The organism is Shewanella oncorhynchi (assembly GCF_012584455.1).
Lineage (GTDB): Bacteria > Pseudomonadota > Gammaproteobacteria > Enterobacterales > Shewanellaceae > Shewanella > Shewanella oncorhynchi.
Genome location: NZ_JABAEB010000003.1, coordinates 110,569 through 127,033, shown reverse-complemented (window position 1 = coordinate 127,033; position 16,465 = coordinate 110,569). Strand labels below are relative to the sequence as shown.

General features: G+C 44.3%; 15 protein-coding genes. 5 read left to right on the top strand and 10 right to left on the bottom strand.

Annotation, left to right across the window (positions count from 1 at the left end):
- Positions 1-19: 19 nt before the first annotated feature.
- Positions 20-967 carry a patatin-like phospholipase RssA gene (rssA, locus tag HGO26_RS05055; RefSeq protein WP_028760420.1) on the bottom strand — a complete coding sequence of 316 codons (948 nt, stop codon included), beginning with the start codon at positions 965-967 and terminating at the stop codon, positions 20-22.
- Positions 968-1,217: 250 nt separating this feature from the next.
- Between rssA and HGO26_RS05050 the strand changes: the two genes are divergently transcribed.
- From HGO26_RS05050 to HGO26_RS05035, 4 genes are all read left to right on the top strand, one after another.
- Entirely contained in the window at positions 1,218-2,573 is a 1,356-nt protein-coding gene (locus HGO26_RS05050) for a DEAD/DEAH box helicase (RefSeq protein ID WP_168823685.1), read from the top strand.
- 203 nt (positions 2,574-2,776) lie between these two features.
- Positions 2,777-3,214: a DUF3010 family protein gene (locus HGO26_RS05045; RefSeq protein WP_028760422.1), complete on the top strand. Its 438-nt coding sequence runs from the start codon at positions 2,777-2,779 to the stop codon at positions 3,212-3,214.
- 48 nt (positions 3,215-3,262) lie between these two features.
- Entirely contained in the window at positions 3,263-3,787 is a 525-nt protein-coding gene (locus tag HGO26_RS05040; protein WP_168823683.1) for a M48 family metallopeptidase, read from the top strand.
- Between the two features lie 90 nt (positions 3,788-3,877).
- Positions 3,878-4,333 carry a hypothetical protein gene (locus HGO26_RS05035; protein WP_168824106.1) on the top strand — a complete coding sequence of 152 codons (456 nt, stop codon included), beginning with the start codon at positions 3,878-3,880 and terminating at the stop codon, positions 4,331-4,333.
- A gap of 370 nt (positions 4,334-4,703) precedes the next feature.
- Here HGO26_RS05035 and HGO26_RS05030 read toward each other — a convergent pair whose 3' ends face one another.
- The 4 genes from HGO26_RS05030 to HGO26_RS05015 all read right to left on the bottom strand — a co-directional run bounded on the left by HGO26_RS05030 (position 4,704) and on the right by HGO26_RS05015 (position 11,625).
- Entirely contained in the window at positions 4,704-6,005 is a 1,302-nt protein-coding gene (locus HGO26_RS05030; protein WP_113938827.1) for a peptidoglycan DD-metalloendopeptidase family protein, read from the bottom strand.
- 264 nt (positions 6,006-6,269) lie between these two features.
- On the bottom strand, positions 6,270-9,326 hold the full coding sequence (locus HGO26_RS05025) for an AAA family ATPase (protein ID WP_168823680.1): 3,057 nt from the start codon (positions 9,324-9,326) through the stop codon (positions 6,270-6,272).
- Positions 9,323-10,468 carry an exonuclease SbcCD subunit D gene (locus tag HGO26_RS05020; protein WP_168823678.1) on the bottom strand — a complete coding sequence of 382 codons (1,146 nt, stop codon included), beginning with the start codon at positions 10,466-10,468 and terminating at the stop codon, positions 9,323-9,325. The genes HGO26_RS05025 and HGO26_RS05020 overlap by 4 nt, the downstream gene beginning before the upstream one ends.
- 383 nt (positions 10,469-10,851) lie before the next feature.
- A complete protein-coding gene (locus tag HGO26_RS05015; RefSeq protein WP_028760428.1) occupies positions 10,852-11,625 on the bottom strand; it encodes a TSUP family transporter in 774 nt (257 codons plus the stop codon).
- 156 nt (positions 11,626-11,781) lie between these two features.
- On the opposite strand from HGO26_RS05015, the gene HGO26_RS05010 reads away from it, so the two are divergent.
- A complete protein-coding gene (locus HGO26_RS05010; RefSeq protein WP_168823676.1) occupies positions 11,782-12,669 on the top strand; it encodes a LysR family transcriptional regulator in 888 nt (295 codons plus the stop codon).
- 153 nt (positions 12,670-12,822) lie between these two features.
- Here the strand turns inward: HGO26_RS05010 and HGO26_RS05005 are convergent, their stop codons facing one another.
- The 5 genes from HGO26_RS05005 to HGO26_RS04985 all read right to left on the bottom strand — a co-directional run bounded on the left by HGO26_RS05005 (position 12,823) and on the right by HGO26_RS04985 (position 16,445).
- Positions 12,823-13,218, bottom strand: a complete 396-nt coding sequence (locus HGO26_RS05005; RefSeq protein WP_105252914.1) for a ribonuclease E inhibitor RraB — start codon at positions 13,216-13,218, stop codon at positions 12,823-12,825.
- 22 nt (positions 13,219-13,240) lie between these two features.
- Positions 13,241-13,471, bottom strand: coding sequence for an RNA-binding S4 domain-containing protein (locus tag HGO26_RS05000; RefSeq protein ID WP_028760431.1), 231 nt, complete (start codon positions 13,469-13,471; stop codon positions 13,241-13,243).
- A gap of 74 nt (positions 13,472-13,545) precedes the next feature.
- A complete protein-coding gene (locus HGO26_RS04995; protein ID WP_028760432.1) occupies positions 13,546-14,082 on the bottom strand; it encodes a GNAT family N-acetyltransferase in 537 nt (178 codons plus the stop codon).
- Between the two features lie 83 nt (positions 14,083-14,165).
- Positions 14,166-14,444 (bottom strand): peptidylprolyl isomerase, encoded by a 279-nt coding sequence (locus HGO26_RS04990; protein ID WP_028760433.1) that lies wholly within the window; start codon positions 14,442-14,444, stop codon positions 14,166-14,168.
- Positions 14,445-14,615: 171 nt separating this feature from the next.
- Positions 14,616-16,445, bottom strand: a complete 1,830-nt coding sequence (locus HGO26_RS04985) for a DUF885 domain-containing protein (RefSeq protein ID WP_105252915.1) — start codon at positions 16,443-16,445, stop codon at positions 14,616-14,618.
- Positions 16,446-16,465 lie beyond the last annotated feature (20 nt).

Here is a 16,465-nt window from a genome sequence, read left to right as displayed (position 1 = left end):
GACTCTACATTTTGCATCATCAGCCTTTCCAGAGCGCAGCTTCAATCAAGTGGGCGACTTTCTCCACCGCAGCTTCGCCGGCGGCAATCGCCTCATCAGCACGGTGAAACTCCATAGTGCCGATATTTCCCACCTCTGGCACAATACAAATATCTGGTGGATCGCCCATCAACCGCGCCCGTTTATGCCTTTGCTCTAAAATACCCATAGATTGCGACATCACAGCAATCATCCCCGGATTCGATTTAGTGCCGAGTGAAAACTTATCGGTAAGGTTGCTGACATAATCTCGGCCACGGGCGAATAAATCCATAAAGCCCGTTTCTTGTCGCGCTGGCATATCCATTTCAGCTTGGACAGTCCTTTGGCTGGTCATATTCACGGGTAACACTTGGATACGCCCAGAATGATAGCCATATAAATCCACTGCAATCACTACATCAACGCCCATGGCACGGCTGACCGAAACAGGAACAGGATTCACCACAGCACCATCGACTAACCAGCGATCTCCTTGTCTGACAGGGGCTAAAATCCCCGGCATGGAGCAAGAGGCCCGTACCGCTTGCCGTAAATCCCCTTCAGTAAACCAAATTTCCTGACCAGAGTATAAGTCAGTCGCGACGGCTGCAAAGGGACGATTGAGATTTTCAATATTCACATCTCCTATACGTGCATGCAGCACATCGAACACTTTGTCTCCGCCGATAAGCCCGCCCTTACGCCATCGAATATCCATCAAGCCAAGCACGTCCCAACTAGAAAAACCGCGCACCCATTTTTCTAACTCGGGTAAATGATCATGGGCGTAAGCGGCCCCCACTAAAGCCCCTACCGAACATCCAGCCACTTTATCGGGCTTAATACCCATGGCAGCTAAACCATTCAATACACCTATATGTGCCCAACCTTTCGCCGCCCCACTACCCAAGGCAATACCTACCGAAGGGGTTGTTCCGTTAGCCATAAATCATTTCTCCTGTAACTCAATGCAGTACACGATAACGTAAAATCCTGCCATATCCACTGTCAATCGGTAAAAACGACACAATTAAGAGGTTGTAATACCAATGTAAATAAATACAATCAACAGAGCATAAATGGCACTCTTTCTACATCAATCCGTGCATGAAGCAGAGATAATCACCGATGTGGATAGCTGAGCAAGGATGATTAAGGCTATAATCTGCCCTTACTAAGATTTAGGGGATATACCTTTGCAATTTACCGATTTTTCTCTGGACCAGCGTCTGCTTCAAAGCATAAAACATATGGGGATCACAGAACCCACCGCCATCCAGGAACAAGCACTGCCTATCGCATTGGCAGGTAAAGATTTAATGGCGTCATCAAAAACGGGCTCAGGTAAAACCTTAGCGTTTTTGTTACCCGCATTGCAAAGAGTCATTTCTACCCGCTCACTGTCGAAACGTGATCCTAGAGTCTTGATTTTATTACCGACCCGCGAACTAGCGCATCAGGTTTATAGTCAGCTTCGCCTCCTTGTCGCCAACACCCAATACAAGGCCATCAGCGTACTGGGCGGGGAAAACTTTAATGACCAAGCCAAAGCTCTAGCGAAAGAACCGCATTTCATTGTCGCGACTCCAGGCCGTATCGCCGATCATTTAGAACAGAAGCATCTTTTTCTCAATGGCTTAGAGTTATTAGTCCTCGATGAAGCCGACCGCATGTTGGATTTAGGCTTTGCACCGCAGCTAAAAGCGATCAACGATGCAGCCGATCATAAACGTCGTCAAACTCTGATGTTTTCGGCCACGTTAGATCACGATGAAATCAATGATATCGCAACAACATTACTAAAAAATCCAGCGCACGTGGCGATTGGCGCAGCTCACTCTGAGCATAACGATATTCATCAACGTATCTTTTTATGTGACCACTTAGACCATAAAGAAGCGTTATTAGCTCGTTTGCTCAAAGATGAAACCCATAAACAAGTGATCATCTTTACCGCGACGCGTCCAGATACTGAGCGCTTAGCAGCTAAATTAACCGCGCAAGGTTTTGCAACCGCCGCCCTCAGCGGTGATTTAAAGCAATCCGCACGAAACCAAATCATGGACCAATTTGCCCGTGGCCAACAACAAGTACTAGTGACAACCGATGTCGCCTCTCGCGGCCTCGATTTGCTCAATGTGTCCTTGGTCGTTAACTTCGACATGCCTAAATTTGCCGAAGAATACGTGCATCGTATCGGCCGTACTGGTCGTGCAGGCGCAAAAGGTGATGCGATATCGCTCGTCGGGCCAAAAGATTGGGACAACTTTAAGAAAGTCCAAGTCTTCCTCAGAAAAACCTTTGAGATCAGCACAATTCCAGGCCTAGAAGCTAAATTTAGTGGTCTAAAAAGCAAAGCTAAACAGACGCCAGTAAAACGTGTTGCTAAAGCGGAGCTTGCTAAAGGTAAGAGCAAAAGAACCAAAGCAACCACACCAGCACCGTCGCGGGATAAGCGTTTCATCACGGGCGTGGATGTCGGCGATGCTCCTATGCGTAGAAAACCTGCTGCGGCACAATTACTGCAAGATAATGATACTGAAGAAGTTTAAAACTAATTTATGCATAAAGGCCGGTGGATTTAACATCAGATATTATCTCTGATACAAACCACATAGGCATGATCTAATACTGGAAATTGACATACTAAAATTATCAGTCTGTCGCCAAGCGAATCAAAAGCGCATGGTAAACACTGATCCTCATGTCATTTCCAGCTACAATAGCGCTATTATCGATATTTTGAAGGTGTAACATGAGAGTTTGTGGTGTTGAATTAAAAGGTGGCGAAGCCATTATCAGTTTATTGAGTTATGAAGGTGAAACCTTCAATGTGCCAGAATGCCGTAAGGTGTCTTTCACCGTTTCCCAATCTGCTACCACAGAAGCTATTCGTGAGTTTCACTTCGCTTTTCATAAACTTATGCAAGATTATCGCGTTGATGAAGTTGTCATCATAGAACGTGAGCAAAAAGGTAAACTCGCGGGTTCAGCGACAAGCTTTAAACTTGAAGCAGCCATTCAATTAGGGGAATTACCCGTCAGTCTATTGTCTCCTGTCACTATCAAAGAGCAAAACAAGCGCAATCCACCCCAAGTTGATTTCGATAGTTTAGATCTTAAAAAAGTACAGCAGTTAGCTTTCGAAGCCGCTTATGCCCATCAAAATCGCCGAATTTTTGGCAAAGTATAAGTAATGTGATGAACTCAGGCTCCGAAGTCATTCGGAGCTAAATCCTCTATGAATCCATTAAAGTACTTAAACGGTTACAGTCCTGATATTCAGCAGCAGGTACAGCAACATCTCGATGCTGGCACATTACCCAAGCTATTGCTGAAACGTCATCCTGTCATACATAGCGTTCGTAGCGATAAAGCGCTGTACGACTATACTCAGACGATTAAAAATCAATTTTTACGCCAGTCCTCACCGCTCTCAAAAGTGATATTTGATGACAAAATTAATATTAGTCATCATGCACTTGGCTTGCATTCCTATGTAGCACGAGTTCAAGGCAATAAAATCAAAGCGAAGAACGAAATTCGCATTTCTTCGCGTTTAAAGCGTGTGCCAGAACCTTTGTTGCGTATGGTCGTCGTACATGAATTAGCCCATTTAAAAGAAAAAGATCACAACAAAGCTTTCTATAATTTGTGTACCCACATGGAGCCGGATTATCACCAGTTTGAATTTGATTTGCGCTTATTATTGACTTGCATCGACGCTAACATATCCCCTTATTCTGCAGATAAAGTCGACACCTGACCTTCGTATATTTTTCGCCCAAAACTTGACTGATAATAGTTTTCATTTAGAGTGTCATAGTATCTAGCGCTGCAGAATACTGTAATGACAATGACGAAACAGAATATCGACAAACTCTTAAGCAAGTGGTGTAAAAAGCAAGCTAAAAAGCTACTCAAAACACAGGTTAAATCTGTTTCAAACACAGGGAACACTATTACATCCTCATCACATCTACGCGCGCAGACTGATAAATCTTTGAAGAATAAAAAGGCTCAACGAAAGCACCTCACCCAATTACTCTCTAAGCATATTGCTCAGCAAGAATTTGCCCTTAGCAATAAATCAACACTCAAAAAACAATTAAAACTCGCAAAAGCTAAGTTTATTGCCGCAAATGATGCGACATTTTCATCGACTATTATTACTCGACTTTCTCCTTTACCCACAGAACACAGCTTTGCATTACGCCCCTTTAAAAAATCCCCCTGCGGTGGCTGTCCCGCATTAAAAGGTAAATTGTGCAAGTGCGCATTAAAAGTGATGCAAAGGCGCCACGCAAGCTGATAGGCACTATTTAGCACTGCATATTTGGTTCTCTGTTCAGTCCTTAATAAAAAACGTTATAAGCTCTTCAGCCGCACAATTTTCCTCTTCACAACCTTTTGAATGACTCGCTATAACACTTCTAACTGAAGATCCTACCTATTTTATCCCTTATGTTTTATCGCCACGACTTCGAATCGAACAAATTTTAAGCTTTTATACAACTTGAACAGTACTCGTGATAGCAGGAAAATGTCTGCCACAATAAGCATTTTGGAAACAAAAATGCCGATGAAATTTTCATTTCATCGGATTGATAAACTCTTCTAGAAAGTCAGTGCTATTGTTTATTCAAACTTTGATACTATAAATTCTATTAGCTTAGGTTTGGCTAACCTAAGTTCATTATAGCTTCACGACTCTTCACCATATTAGTGAATGTGCGTAAATCTTGATTCGCTAACTTGCTCGACATAGGAATATCGGCTTTCAACGGATCAACAGGTTTACCATTGATATGGAATTCATAATGCAAATGTGGACCAGTCGAACGACCTGTATTACCAGATAAAGCAATCACTTGACCGCGAGTTACACGTTGACCTTTACGCACTAACGCCTTAGACAAATGTAGGTAACGGGTACGGTACTTACCACCATGTTCAATCACAATATACTTACCAGCAAACTGATGATCCGTCACTAAACTGACAATTCCATCACCAGGTGCAATAACTTTAGTTCCGATCGGCACAGAAAAGTCTGTTCCATTATGGGGAGAAATACGCCCTGTGATTGGGTGTTTGCGATGGCTGTTAAAACGTGAACTCATACGCGGTTGTTTAGCTAACGGATAACGTTGGAATGCCCGAACTAAACTCTGGCCTTTAGCATCATAATAACTACCATCAGAATATTGATATGCACTAATTTCAGAACGACCACTTTTAATACTGACGCCTAAAATTTGGCTACTTCCCGTCGGTTCACCTTCAACATATTGATCATTTACCAAAACTGAGAATTTGTCGCCAGCTCGTAAATCACGGGCAAAATTCAATTTTTCTTTGAGTAAATCTTCAATTCGCTGAATATCTGCAGCGGCTAAGCCCATTTTTTGGGCTGAAACGTAGAAAGAACCTTTAATATCGCCAGTCAAAATTCGATTTTGCCAAACACCTTCAACGTTCACTTCTTCAACATTAAAACTACCGTCTTCATAACGCGTAAAAACCACTTGGCGGGCAGCGTTAAAATAAAGTTCTAATTTTTGTAACTGACCTTCACTATCAAGCCAAAATTGCATTCTGTTACCTGGTAACAAGGTATCAAGTGCCAAAATGTTTAAATCAGCTTCTAAAACCTTATACATAGTCTGCTGATCAACACCCGCCTTGGAAAATAACCCACTTAAGGTATCACCGGAAACGATAATTCGCTCAAACTGGGGAGCATTATTAATGAGTGCAGCTTGATCTAGGACTTCAGGTTCAGAAACTTGAGGGAGAATATTTTCAATATCGAGAACAACAGGGATACGCTGAGCAGTTGGCGTAACATGGTTATTATTCGGCATCAACATCGCAGCACCCATCAACAAACTACCCATTAATAGAATGTTCTTTTGGGTCGATGATAAGTTCTGCAAACGGGTTTGCGATAAGTTGATAAAGTTGGGTTTGCCTGTTTGCAACGCTTTTCACCTTTCGTTAACTTTGCGTTCTATTTTTGACCAGTCCCTTTGAGGGAAGCCCGAATTTTTTCCAACTTATATCAAAAAACCGATTATGACAAACGCTATTTCACTCTTTTGTTGCACCATTAATGAAAAACATGCGCTAGTTGGCATTTTCAACTCACTTTGTGTGTATTATCCGAATGTTAAACACACAGGAGATACAATAAATAACACTTATAAAACAATTTGTTATTTATCGCACTCTGTGAGAATGAGCAACTAAGGCAAAACTATCGTCATTTCGCTCCCATGTGAGGTTTTATTGATGTCGATGCGGGTATTTATCTGCTCTTTCATTTCCGACACGTGCGAGATCACCCCTATCATGCGGCCAGAGGATTGCAAATCCATCAGGGTCCGAATGGCCAGTTCTAAAGAATCTTGATCTAAACTGCCAAAGCCTTCATCGATAAATAAAGTATCGAGTTTAATACCACCTGCATAGGCTTGCACTACATCTGATAGGCCTAACGCCATAGATAATGCTGCCATAAAACTTTCACCACCGCTTAAGGTGGCCACAGGACGCACTTTGGAGGTATAAGCATCTTCTACTTCCAATTCGAGCCCAGAAGCTTTGTTACCCTTGGCCCTATCTTCCTTACGTAGTAAACGATAACGCCCTTTGCTCATGAGGTGTAGCCTGTGGCTTGCCTCTAACAACACATCGTCAAGCAGTACGCTTAACACAAAACGTTGCAGACTGATCTTATTACCTGTATTTCCATTAGCGACATCTGCAAGGGTGCCGATAACCGCATATTCATCTTCCAAAACCTTAGCTTTTGCATCGGCAATACTCAGCTGGGTTTGGGTTTGCATCAGTAATACTATGCGCGTGTGAAGCAACTGCCATGCCTGCTCAGCAGCGTGTAATGCTTGCTGCGCGAACTCAAGCTCAGCAGCCAGCTTAATGCTATCGGGTAGTACTTTATCCTTAAGCTTAAGCGCTAACTGCTCGCACTGTGCTTTGGTCAAAGCACTGCGCTGCTGGTAAGCCTCAATCTCGCTGGCTAATGCACGCTGTTGTTCTTCATCTAGCATGGCCTCAAATAAGGCCTGTTGATCGGCAAAACCTGCTGCGACTAATTGCTGATTGAGTTGCTGCTGTGCACGCGTTTGCTGGGCTAATGCCGCCTCAGCAGCATTTTCAGCACCATTAAGTGCCGCTTTAGCCGCAACAAAAGATTGGCCAGTCTGTTGTTGGAGATCCCTAGCACTTGCAATCTGTTGCTTAATTTGGCTGATACTTTGCTGATTTTGCGCGATTGCTGCAGTTAAGGCCTCAAGCGTTGCAAGCGCAGATGGAACACTTTGCTGCATTTGCGCTAACTGCCCCTGCAATATATCCACTTTAGATTGCAGAGCACTGTCGTGTGTTTGTCCTTGCTCTAGCTTTTGTTGTAGATGCGTTTCCTGTGCGTGCAACAATGCAATCTCTTGCTGTAACACCTGTAACTGCTGATGGGCTTGCTCCGCTTGAGTGAGTGAGAAAGCGTATTGCGACAAGGTATGTGTATGTTCGTCTAAAGAAATATCAACCGCAGTGCCCAATTGGACCGCGAGATCTTGTGCTTGCTGTTGCAAAGTTTCTAACTGCGTTTGTAGCCCACGATATTCCGCTCTGGCTTTGCTCAGGATTTCTTGAGCATTCGTTTCAGCCTCAAGTGCTAATTGCAGCGCTTCATCACTTGGGAGTGGCTCTTGGCTTTGTGCTGGCTGTGGATGTGTTTGGCTGCCACAAACAGGGCAAGGTTCATCTTGCTGTAATTGCCGCGCTAAAATAGCGGCCTGTCCTTGATGCCAAGTCAACAATAAGGCTTTATATGTAACCTGTGCTTGCTGATGCTGAGCACTGAGTTGTTGCCCTTTGACTTTAGCCTCAACAAGTTTTGCCTGTGTCGACGATACCCTTGCCGCCACTTGTTGCCATTGCTGATAGGTAGACAATAACTGCTGTTGCTGCTGATGCGCTTGTTGCAATGAGAGGCGAGTTTCGCTGTTGGCCTGTAGTTGCGGCAGAGCGGATTCCAATTCACGGCGTTTTTGGACTACGGTGGTTAACTCATGTTTGCTGTTCTGAAGTTGTGTTTTCGCGCTAATGAGCTGCGCTTGCTCTTGTTCAAGGGTTTTATTGAGCCTATCCAATTCCCTGAGCTGCGGCCCGAAGGCATTCAGTTGCTGTTTAACCTGTTCCTGTTCGAGTAACGACGCTTCCAACACGGGCAAATCAGCGGCCTTAAGCTCTGCGTTATCGAAGGCTTGTTTAGCATTGATTAATACTGTTTTCGCATGTTCAAGAGCAAGACTTGCTGCCTTGGCTTCCTGCTCACGGGCCACAAACACCTCAAGCATGGGTGCCAAGTGCTGCGCCTGTTTAGCCAAATTCAGTTTATAGGTTTGCGCAGCCATGTTTTCTTGCTGTGCATCAAGCGCAGCAACCGTTTGAGTTAAGGCATCAAACTGCGCAAATTCGGCCAATAAATGCTGGGCGGCATCGCTGGTTTTTATCACCCATTGTTGCTGCTGTAATGCTTGTTCTTTCGCACTTTGGGCAGTTTCAAGTTCTGGCGTGAGCTTGGCTAATTCACAGCTAAGCTCGTCATCGGATGCCAAACCCGCACTTTGTAAAATGCCATCACGGCGACTGCGTTGATCTTTCACTAAGGCGCGGATATCTGCAGCCTTACTTTTTAAGGAATCTTCAATACGTCGGTATATATGCGTTTGAAATAGCTGACTAAATATCAGTTCTCTGGCTTTAGAGTCTGCCATTAACAATTCGCGAAATTTTCCCTGTGGCAACACCATCACTTGGCGAAACTGCTCCACATCAAGGCCAGTTAAGGCTTCAATCTCAGCAGTTGCCTCTGAGACTTTGCTCGCTACAAGCAAACTTTCATTACCCGCGGCGTCTATCTTATATAACTGAGCTTCGGGCTTCTGCACCGTTGAGCCGTCACCGCTTTTTTTAACCCTGTCTTGCTCTGGCACACGGCGAATACGATAACTGCTATTACCCAACTGAAAACTAAAAGTGACTTCTGTTAGCAGACTATCATCGGCCATATCGCAGCGCATCTGGCTGCCTTCACGCTCATTACCTGTGGTTTTGCCATAGAGGGCAAAGCAAATACCATCGAGCAAGGTCGTCTTACCCGCACCAGTGGGTCCATTAATCAAAAATAACGGATTAGTCCCTAAGGCCGTAAAATCAAGTTCTTGAGTCGATGCAAAGGGGCCAAAGGCTGACATGGAAAGGCTAAGTGGTCTCATGCTTGGCGCTCCTCATTGTGTAGCTTAGTCAGGAGTTCATCCATCACGGCTTGCTGTGCTTGTGTTAATGACTCGCCGGACACTTGAGAGAAAAAGTCACGGAACATGTCCATCTCGCCTTTTTTGATATGATCTCGGCTCAAGGTGACTTGTTGCTGCCCCGCCATCAGACCAGTCCGCTCTAAATGCAGCACATTAGGGTAAACGGCTCTCAATTTCCCCATAGCATCTAAAATGGCATGTTTATCAAGGAGTCTGACCATAAGGTAGTCCTCACGCTTGATATCCGTTTTACCTTGGGCGAGTAATGTGGCTAACTCCCCTTCTAAGATACGGACATCGCGTATCGACGTTAATGGCAATAAGCGGATATTTGCTGGCGTTTTTGCGCTAAGTTCGACTAAGGTCACCGACTTATGTTGATGTTGTTCGCTAAAGGAATACTTCAAAATCGATCCTGAGTAGCGCACATGCTCTGCACCTTTGTATTGCGGTCCGTGCAAATGCCCAAGGGCGACATAATCAAACTCAGTAAATAGCGTTGGCGATATTTTATCGGCGCCACCAATGCTCAGTGGCCGCTCAGATTCTGACTCGCTACCACCATCCAAAAAACAATGGCTTATTACCACTTTCGGCAAACCTTGGCTATCGTGCTGGCGTACTTGTTCAAGCAATAGCATCATTGCGGCCTCATGGCTTGCAGCCTCACACTCAAAAACTTGGCGCACTGTGGCAGGTTCGGCATAGGGCAAGGGATAAAACACCACATCACCGCTTGAACTCGATAAAGTAATGGGATGAATGTCAGCACTCAAAGGCCCAATAATATGTAACCCACTTGCCGCCATTTGTTTTGCTGCAAAACCTAAGCGCTCGTGACCATCGTGATTACCCGCAATCATAATGACTTGTAGGCCTAAACCATGCACTAAGCGGTTAAGCACATCATCTAACAGCGCGACCGCATTCGCAGGCGGAATCGATCTGTCATAAATATCCCCCGCCACAATCACGGCATCCACCTTGTGTTCATCCGCTAGAGCAATAATTTGCTCGAGCACAAAGGCTTGATCATCTAGTAGTGATTGATTGTGTAATTGACGACCTATGTGCCAGTCCGAGGTGTGGATAAATTTCATAATCGCTCTTTTAAAGAAGTGGTGGTGCTAAACCCGAGCGCACATGCCGCCCGTCGATGCAAAATAAGACTGGCAAGATAGACACTGCACTTATATCAATCGGATTAAATATGTACACAATATTTAAAATACACACCAAAACAATAAGAAGCCTAAAAAGTGTATTAAAAATGACAGGTAATACTATTCAAAAAACTTGAAGGAGTACACCTAACTCAAAGTAGAATGAGACGTTTTAAGTCGTCATTTAGCGGATCTTTTGGGTGATATCCACCTCAGCTTAACTTTTGAGCCAAGATGGACGCCACTAAGATACACTCATGCGCAGCTTAAAGAGCGTCTATTGATGAGTGAGTTTTATAGAATGCTTAATATCAAATAGTTTACGAAAATAAATTATATTGGCTCGCCAAAAGTTTAAAACTCATAGCAAGGGACATAGTCACCACCAATGGCTTGATAATCTTTGTACCTTTAGTGACCACGAGACGAGAACCCAAGGTTGCGCCAATCGCTTGACCTGCCAGCATGACTAATCCTAATAACCAAATCACTTTTCCGCCCAAGGCAAAGAAGATCAGCGAAGCAATGTTAGTGGAGAAATTAAGTAGTTTTGCGTGGGCAGTTGCCTTCGCCAAACCAAACCCCGCTAACGATACAAAGGCCAGCGCAAAAAAGCTCCCAGTACCAGGGCCAAAAAAGCCATCGTACAATCCCACGCCCAATGCCGCAGTAAAGGCAAATGCGGTAGGTGTCAGCACTTGATGTTTATCATCTTCAGAAATCTTTTTCGAAAATAAAAAGTAACAACCAATAGCCAAAATCAAAAAAGGTAACATCAACTCCAGCACTTCAGTATCGACGAGTTGAACTAGAATCGTGCCCAATGCCGCGCCGATAAATGCACAAATCAAGGCTAACTTAACGGATTTAAGATCAACCAGCCCTTTACGGACAAAGTACAAACTCGCAAAAAAACTGCCGCCACAGGCCTGCAGCTTATTTGTCCCTAAGGCAACCGCAGGCGGCAAGCCTGCCCACATAAGTGCAGGAATGGTCAGCAAGCCTCCACCACCGGCGATTGAGTCAATAAAACCAGCCACCATAGCGACGGCAAAAAGTATCGCTGCGATTTGTAGAGTCAGTTCAAATTCCATGATGATTTATTATTCTTCTGATAAAAAAGAGAGTGATTGCCGAACATTAGACTGTGTTTGCCAAATAAACGCAAAGGAGTTATTGTCGGCACAGCGTGAGATAAACTCACACAAAATCCCGAGTCCTGTTCTGATTTTCCAGCAGTAGGAAATAAAATGTTTGCCGAACTACCGCCCCTCAATTCTCTCCGTGCCTTCGAAGCTGCAGCACGTTTACAGAGCATGACATTAGCCAGCAAGGAGTTGCATGTCACCCATGGCGCAGTCAGCAAACAAATCAGAGTATTGGAGGATTATTTAGGTTTTGCGCTCTTTGTACGTTTACACAAAAAAGTTGGTTTAACCGATGAAGCCAAACGCTATTTACCCCATGTTCAAGCCGCTCTGCAAACATTATCTAGTGCTACAAGTGACTTGCGCCGTCAGCCCACTAAGCCGCAAACTTTAGCCATCAATGTGCTGCCAAGCTTAACCATCAATTGGCTCATTCCAAGAATGGAGCAGTTTAAATCCCGCCATCCACACTTGTATGTCGACTTATCCATTGGCGACTTTGCCGTGGATTTTAGCCAAGGTCGTTATGATATTGCGATCCGTAGTAGCACTGTTATCCCGAAGGGCGCGAATTATATCAAGCTGATGGATGAGGATTTATGCTTAGTTTGCGCGCCTTCACTAGCGCCTAAACTGCAAAATATCGAGGACATTAATCACGTCACGTTACTGAAACACACCACAAGACCCGAACTTTGGGAGTATTGGGCGGAAAAGGTGGGTTTAACACTCACCCAAGCACAAACCTTTGGTGTCGAGCATTTTTATATGTTGAGTCAAGCGGCTGCGAGTGGCATGGGCGCAGCACTTATTCCGCGATTCTTCATCGAAGAACAACTGGCAAACGGCAGCTTAGTCATCCCCTTCGACGCCCCCTTCACCAGTCCCTATCGATATTATTTACTCACCCCAAAATCCCCAAGCCTGCCGTTAAAAGCTCAAGCTTTTATCGACTGGTTATTAGAGATTTTTGCGCCCTATCGTCATTAATCTGCATTAAACGTATCTCAGTTCAAGCGAGGCACAATAACGCTATAAGTGCCAAACGAGGATATTGAGATCACTAACTGAGCGCATAAAAACACCAATAAAAAACCACCCAAAAGGTGGTTTATTAGATTCAAGGCTTAAAGCGCATCAGAATTAGTGATTGCAATGCTCACCGTGAACATGGTCATGGTCATCATCGTCCATAAACTCATCGTCACCGTCTTGATGTTGCATTACGCCCCAACCGTCAGTCATGCCGCCAAATTCGGCAGCAAAATCATTTAGCATGACTTCTTGTTCAACCAATGTATCGTACTCAGGCACCATATTGAGACAAACAATGATTTCCCACTTACCAAGCTCATCATTCAGATTCAGCTCAAGCTCGCCTTCCAAGTCAGAATTTGTTAATTCTTCTAACGCAGTTTCAGCATCGCGTTGGTCATCAAAAACCAAAAAGAAATCAACATCTAACTCTTTAGTTAAATCGATTCCCGCTTCAGCCATTGCGGCCAGCATTTTACCATTGTCATCATCTGGAAATTGCATTTCTTGCTCCACTGTTTCAGGCTTATTCTGCCGCAATGATTTGAACTGATTCACCATTAAAGCTGACGATGTCGCCCGCGATAATTTTTTTACGTTTACGAGTTTCAACTTCACCATTCACAGTGACTTGACCTTCGTCGATAAAATGTTTGGCTTCACCACCCGCATTGCTCATGCCTTGCACTTTTAATACTTTGTACAATTCAATGAAATCTTCGCCAGAATGCAAAGCCAATTGATTAATTTGCGCCACTTAATACACGCCTTCTAAAAATAAACCTGCGGCATTATACCAGCACAGTACAAAATTCGCTGAAGATAATTTGGCTAGAGACGTCTTTCATCGGCGAGTAGGCCAAAGGCTGATTCATCGAGCCAGTTTTCACCTATTTTGAATTGCTGCCTGAGTAAACCTTCAAGCCGAAAACCACACTTTTCGAGTACTCGTGCCGATGCGTGATTATCTTTAGCACAATGCCCAACAAATTTATGTACATTAAAACTTAAACAGGCCCAATCAATGACCGCCATTAAGCTCTCAGTCGCATAACCTTTTCCGTGCCCCTCGGCCGCCAGTAAATAACCCACTTCGGCACGCTGTTCCTCGAAACTTTGACAATAGAGGCCCGTTAAACCGATAAACTGCCCAGTATCAACTGTCTCAATCACTAAGGTCAGCCAATCGCCAGAACCGTAGAACCAAGTATCAGAACGTTGCTGAAACTTACTGCGGATCACCTCTTGCGACTCTGGAACGCGCACAAAACGATTAATCTCAGGATCGTTATGCAGTGCATAAAAATGTTCCCAATCACTATCTTGTAAGCTCCTGAGTTTCAATCTATCAGTGTAGAGTTCCAGCATAGTGACTCCGTGATGAGCATATAAAACAAAACGGCAGCAAACGCTGCCGTATCAAACAAGCTGTATTAGATAAGCGGCAAAACTTACGCGCGGCTGGTCACTTCAAGTAAATGAAAGCCAAATTGCGTTTTCACGGGTCCTTGTACTTCATTTAATGGTGCACTAAAAACCACTTCATCAAACTCTCTGACCATCATGCCAGGACCAAATGACCCCAATTCGCCGCCTTGGGCACCTGATGGGCAAGAAGAGTGCGCGCGAGCAATTTGAGCAAAATCTGCGCCTTCCATTATTTGCTGTTTCAGCGCTTGACACTGCTCTTCACTGCTGACTAACAAATGTCTTGCTGTTGCCTGGACCATAGTAAAACTCCTGTAAGGATCATGAGACATTTGCCCCAAATATCATTGAGTTCCCACTAAAACATTCGTTTTAACAGGTTTTGAATCAACAGTATAAAAACTTTCTGTTGAATAAAAAAGTCTTAAAATGCCGTCACTGACAACAAAGTCAATTAACGGCATCTTACACGGCTAAGCTTGTTTCGACGCAATCCAACGATCGATCTTGTTTTCCATGACCGCCATGGGTAATGAACCTGAGGTGAGGATTTGATCGTGGAACGCTTTAAGATCAAATTTATCACCCAAGGCTTTTTCTGCGCGGGCACGCAGTGCCAAAATCTTCAACTGACCGACCTTGTAAGACAAAGCTTGACCAGGGATCGCCATATAGCGCTCCACTTCAGCGACTATGTCACTCTCAGCCATAGGCGAGTTGTCTTTCATGTACTGAATCGCCTGTTCACGACTCCAACCTTTAGAATGAAGGCCAGTATCAACCACTAAGCGCATTGCACGCAGCATTTCATCGGAAAGCTTACCAAAATACTGGTAAGGATCGGTAAATAGCCCCATCTCAATACCTAAGTATTCAGCATAAAGTGCCCAACCTTCCTCGAAAGCGGTATAACCGCTAAAACGCTGGAACTCAGGCACACCAGTCAGCTCTTGTTTGATCGCGATTTGGAAGTGATGCCCAGGAGCGGCTTCGTGCAAAGATAAGGTCGTCATCCCCCACTTAGGCTGTGCTTTGAGGTTATAAGTGTTGATATAAAACACCCCTGGACGGCTACCATCCACCGCAGGCGCTTCATAAGAGGCACCCGCTGCCGATTGTTCTCTAAAACTTTCAACCGGCTTAACCACATAATCAGCCTTTGGCATCACATTAAAGTAGTTAGGCAATACATGATTGATTTTATCTTTTAATACCATATAGCCATCAATCAAGCCTTGGCGATCGCTATAGAAATACTGCGGCTCTGAAGATAAAGACGCAAAAAAAGCCTTCAAATCGCCCTTAAAACCGACCTGTTCACGCACCTTATCCATCTCAGATAAAATGCGCGCCACTTCACCTAAACCAATTTGATGAATTTCATCTACAGACATAGTGGTGGTCGTATGTGAGTTCGCCAGATGCTGATACCAAGCTTTACCGTTAGGCAAACCTGACCAACCATCAGTCGCCCGCGATTTAGGTAAATAGGTTTGCTTAAAGTAATCGCGTAAGTTCGTTAACGCTGGCACGATACGCTCGGCTATCATGGCTTGATAACGGGTGGTCAATTCCGCTTTATCTTGCTCTGAAAAACTTTCGGGAAAATGCTGGATTGGCGAGTAAAAAATGCTCTGAGTCGCATCCGTCGTTAACATAGCATCTAACTGAGGAATAATGCGCTCTACCAACACTCGAGGTAGTACCACTTTACTTTCAATACCTTGATTCATACGATTTTCAGCAAGTGCGACCCACTTGATGAAACCATCGACTCTCTGTTCCCAATTACGATAATCTTGGACAGTCTTAAAAGGTTGTGCACTTTCGCCACTTCCCAGCTGCACCATAGTAATGACAGTGCTATAGAACTGGCTTATCGGCATAAAGCGTGAAGGGAAAGTTTCGTCCACTAACGCCATATCACGGTCATAGACGAACAGGTCATAACTCAACTGTAGATCCGCAGGCAGTTGCTTTGGATCTATCGCACGCACCTGAGCTAAATAGTGAGTGTTAAGATCATGACGAGCCTTAAGGTAATCCTCAGTTAAATCCCCGCCGAAATCGGCGTTATAGTCATTAACACCGACAAAAGTGGCGTAGATGGGCTCAAGCTTTAGGTAATCTTTAAAATAAGCATCCACAAGCGCTAAGTAACGCTGCTCTGCCGTTTGTGTTTCGCCCTGCACTGCTGTCGTATTAGCCGAGCTATTTTGTTGAACTGCAGTGACTTCAGGTTTAGAACAACCTTGAAGGGTGAAGATTAACGCTATCGAACCTGCCAATAAACCCAATTTCATTTTAATATTTCTCCTTTTTG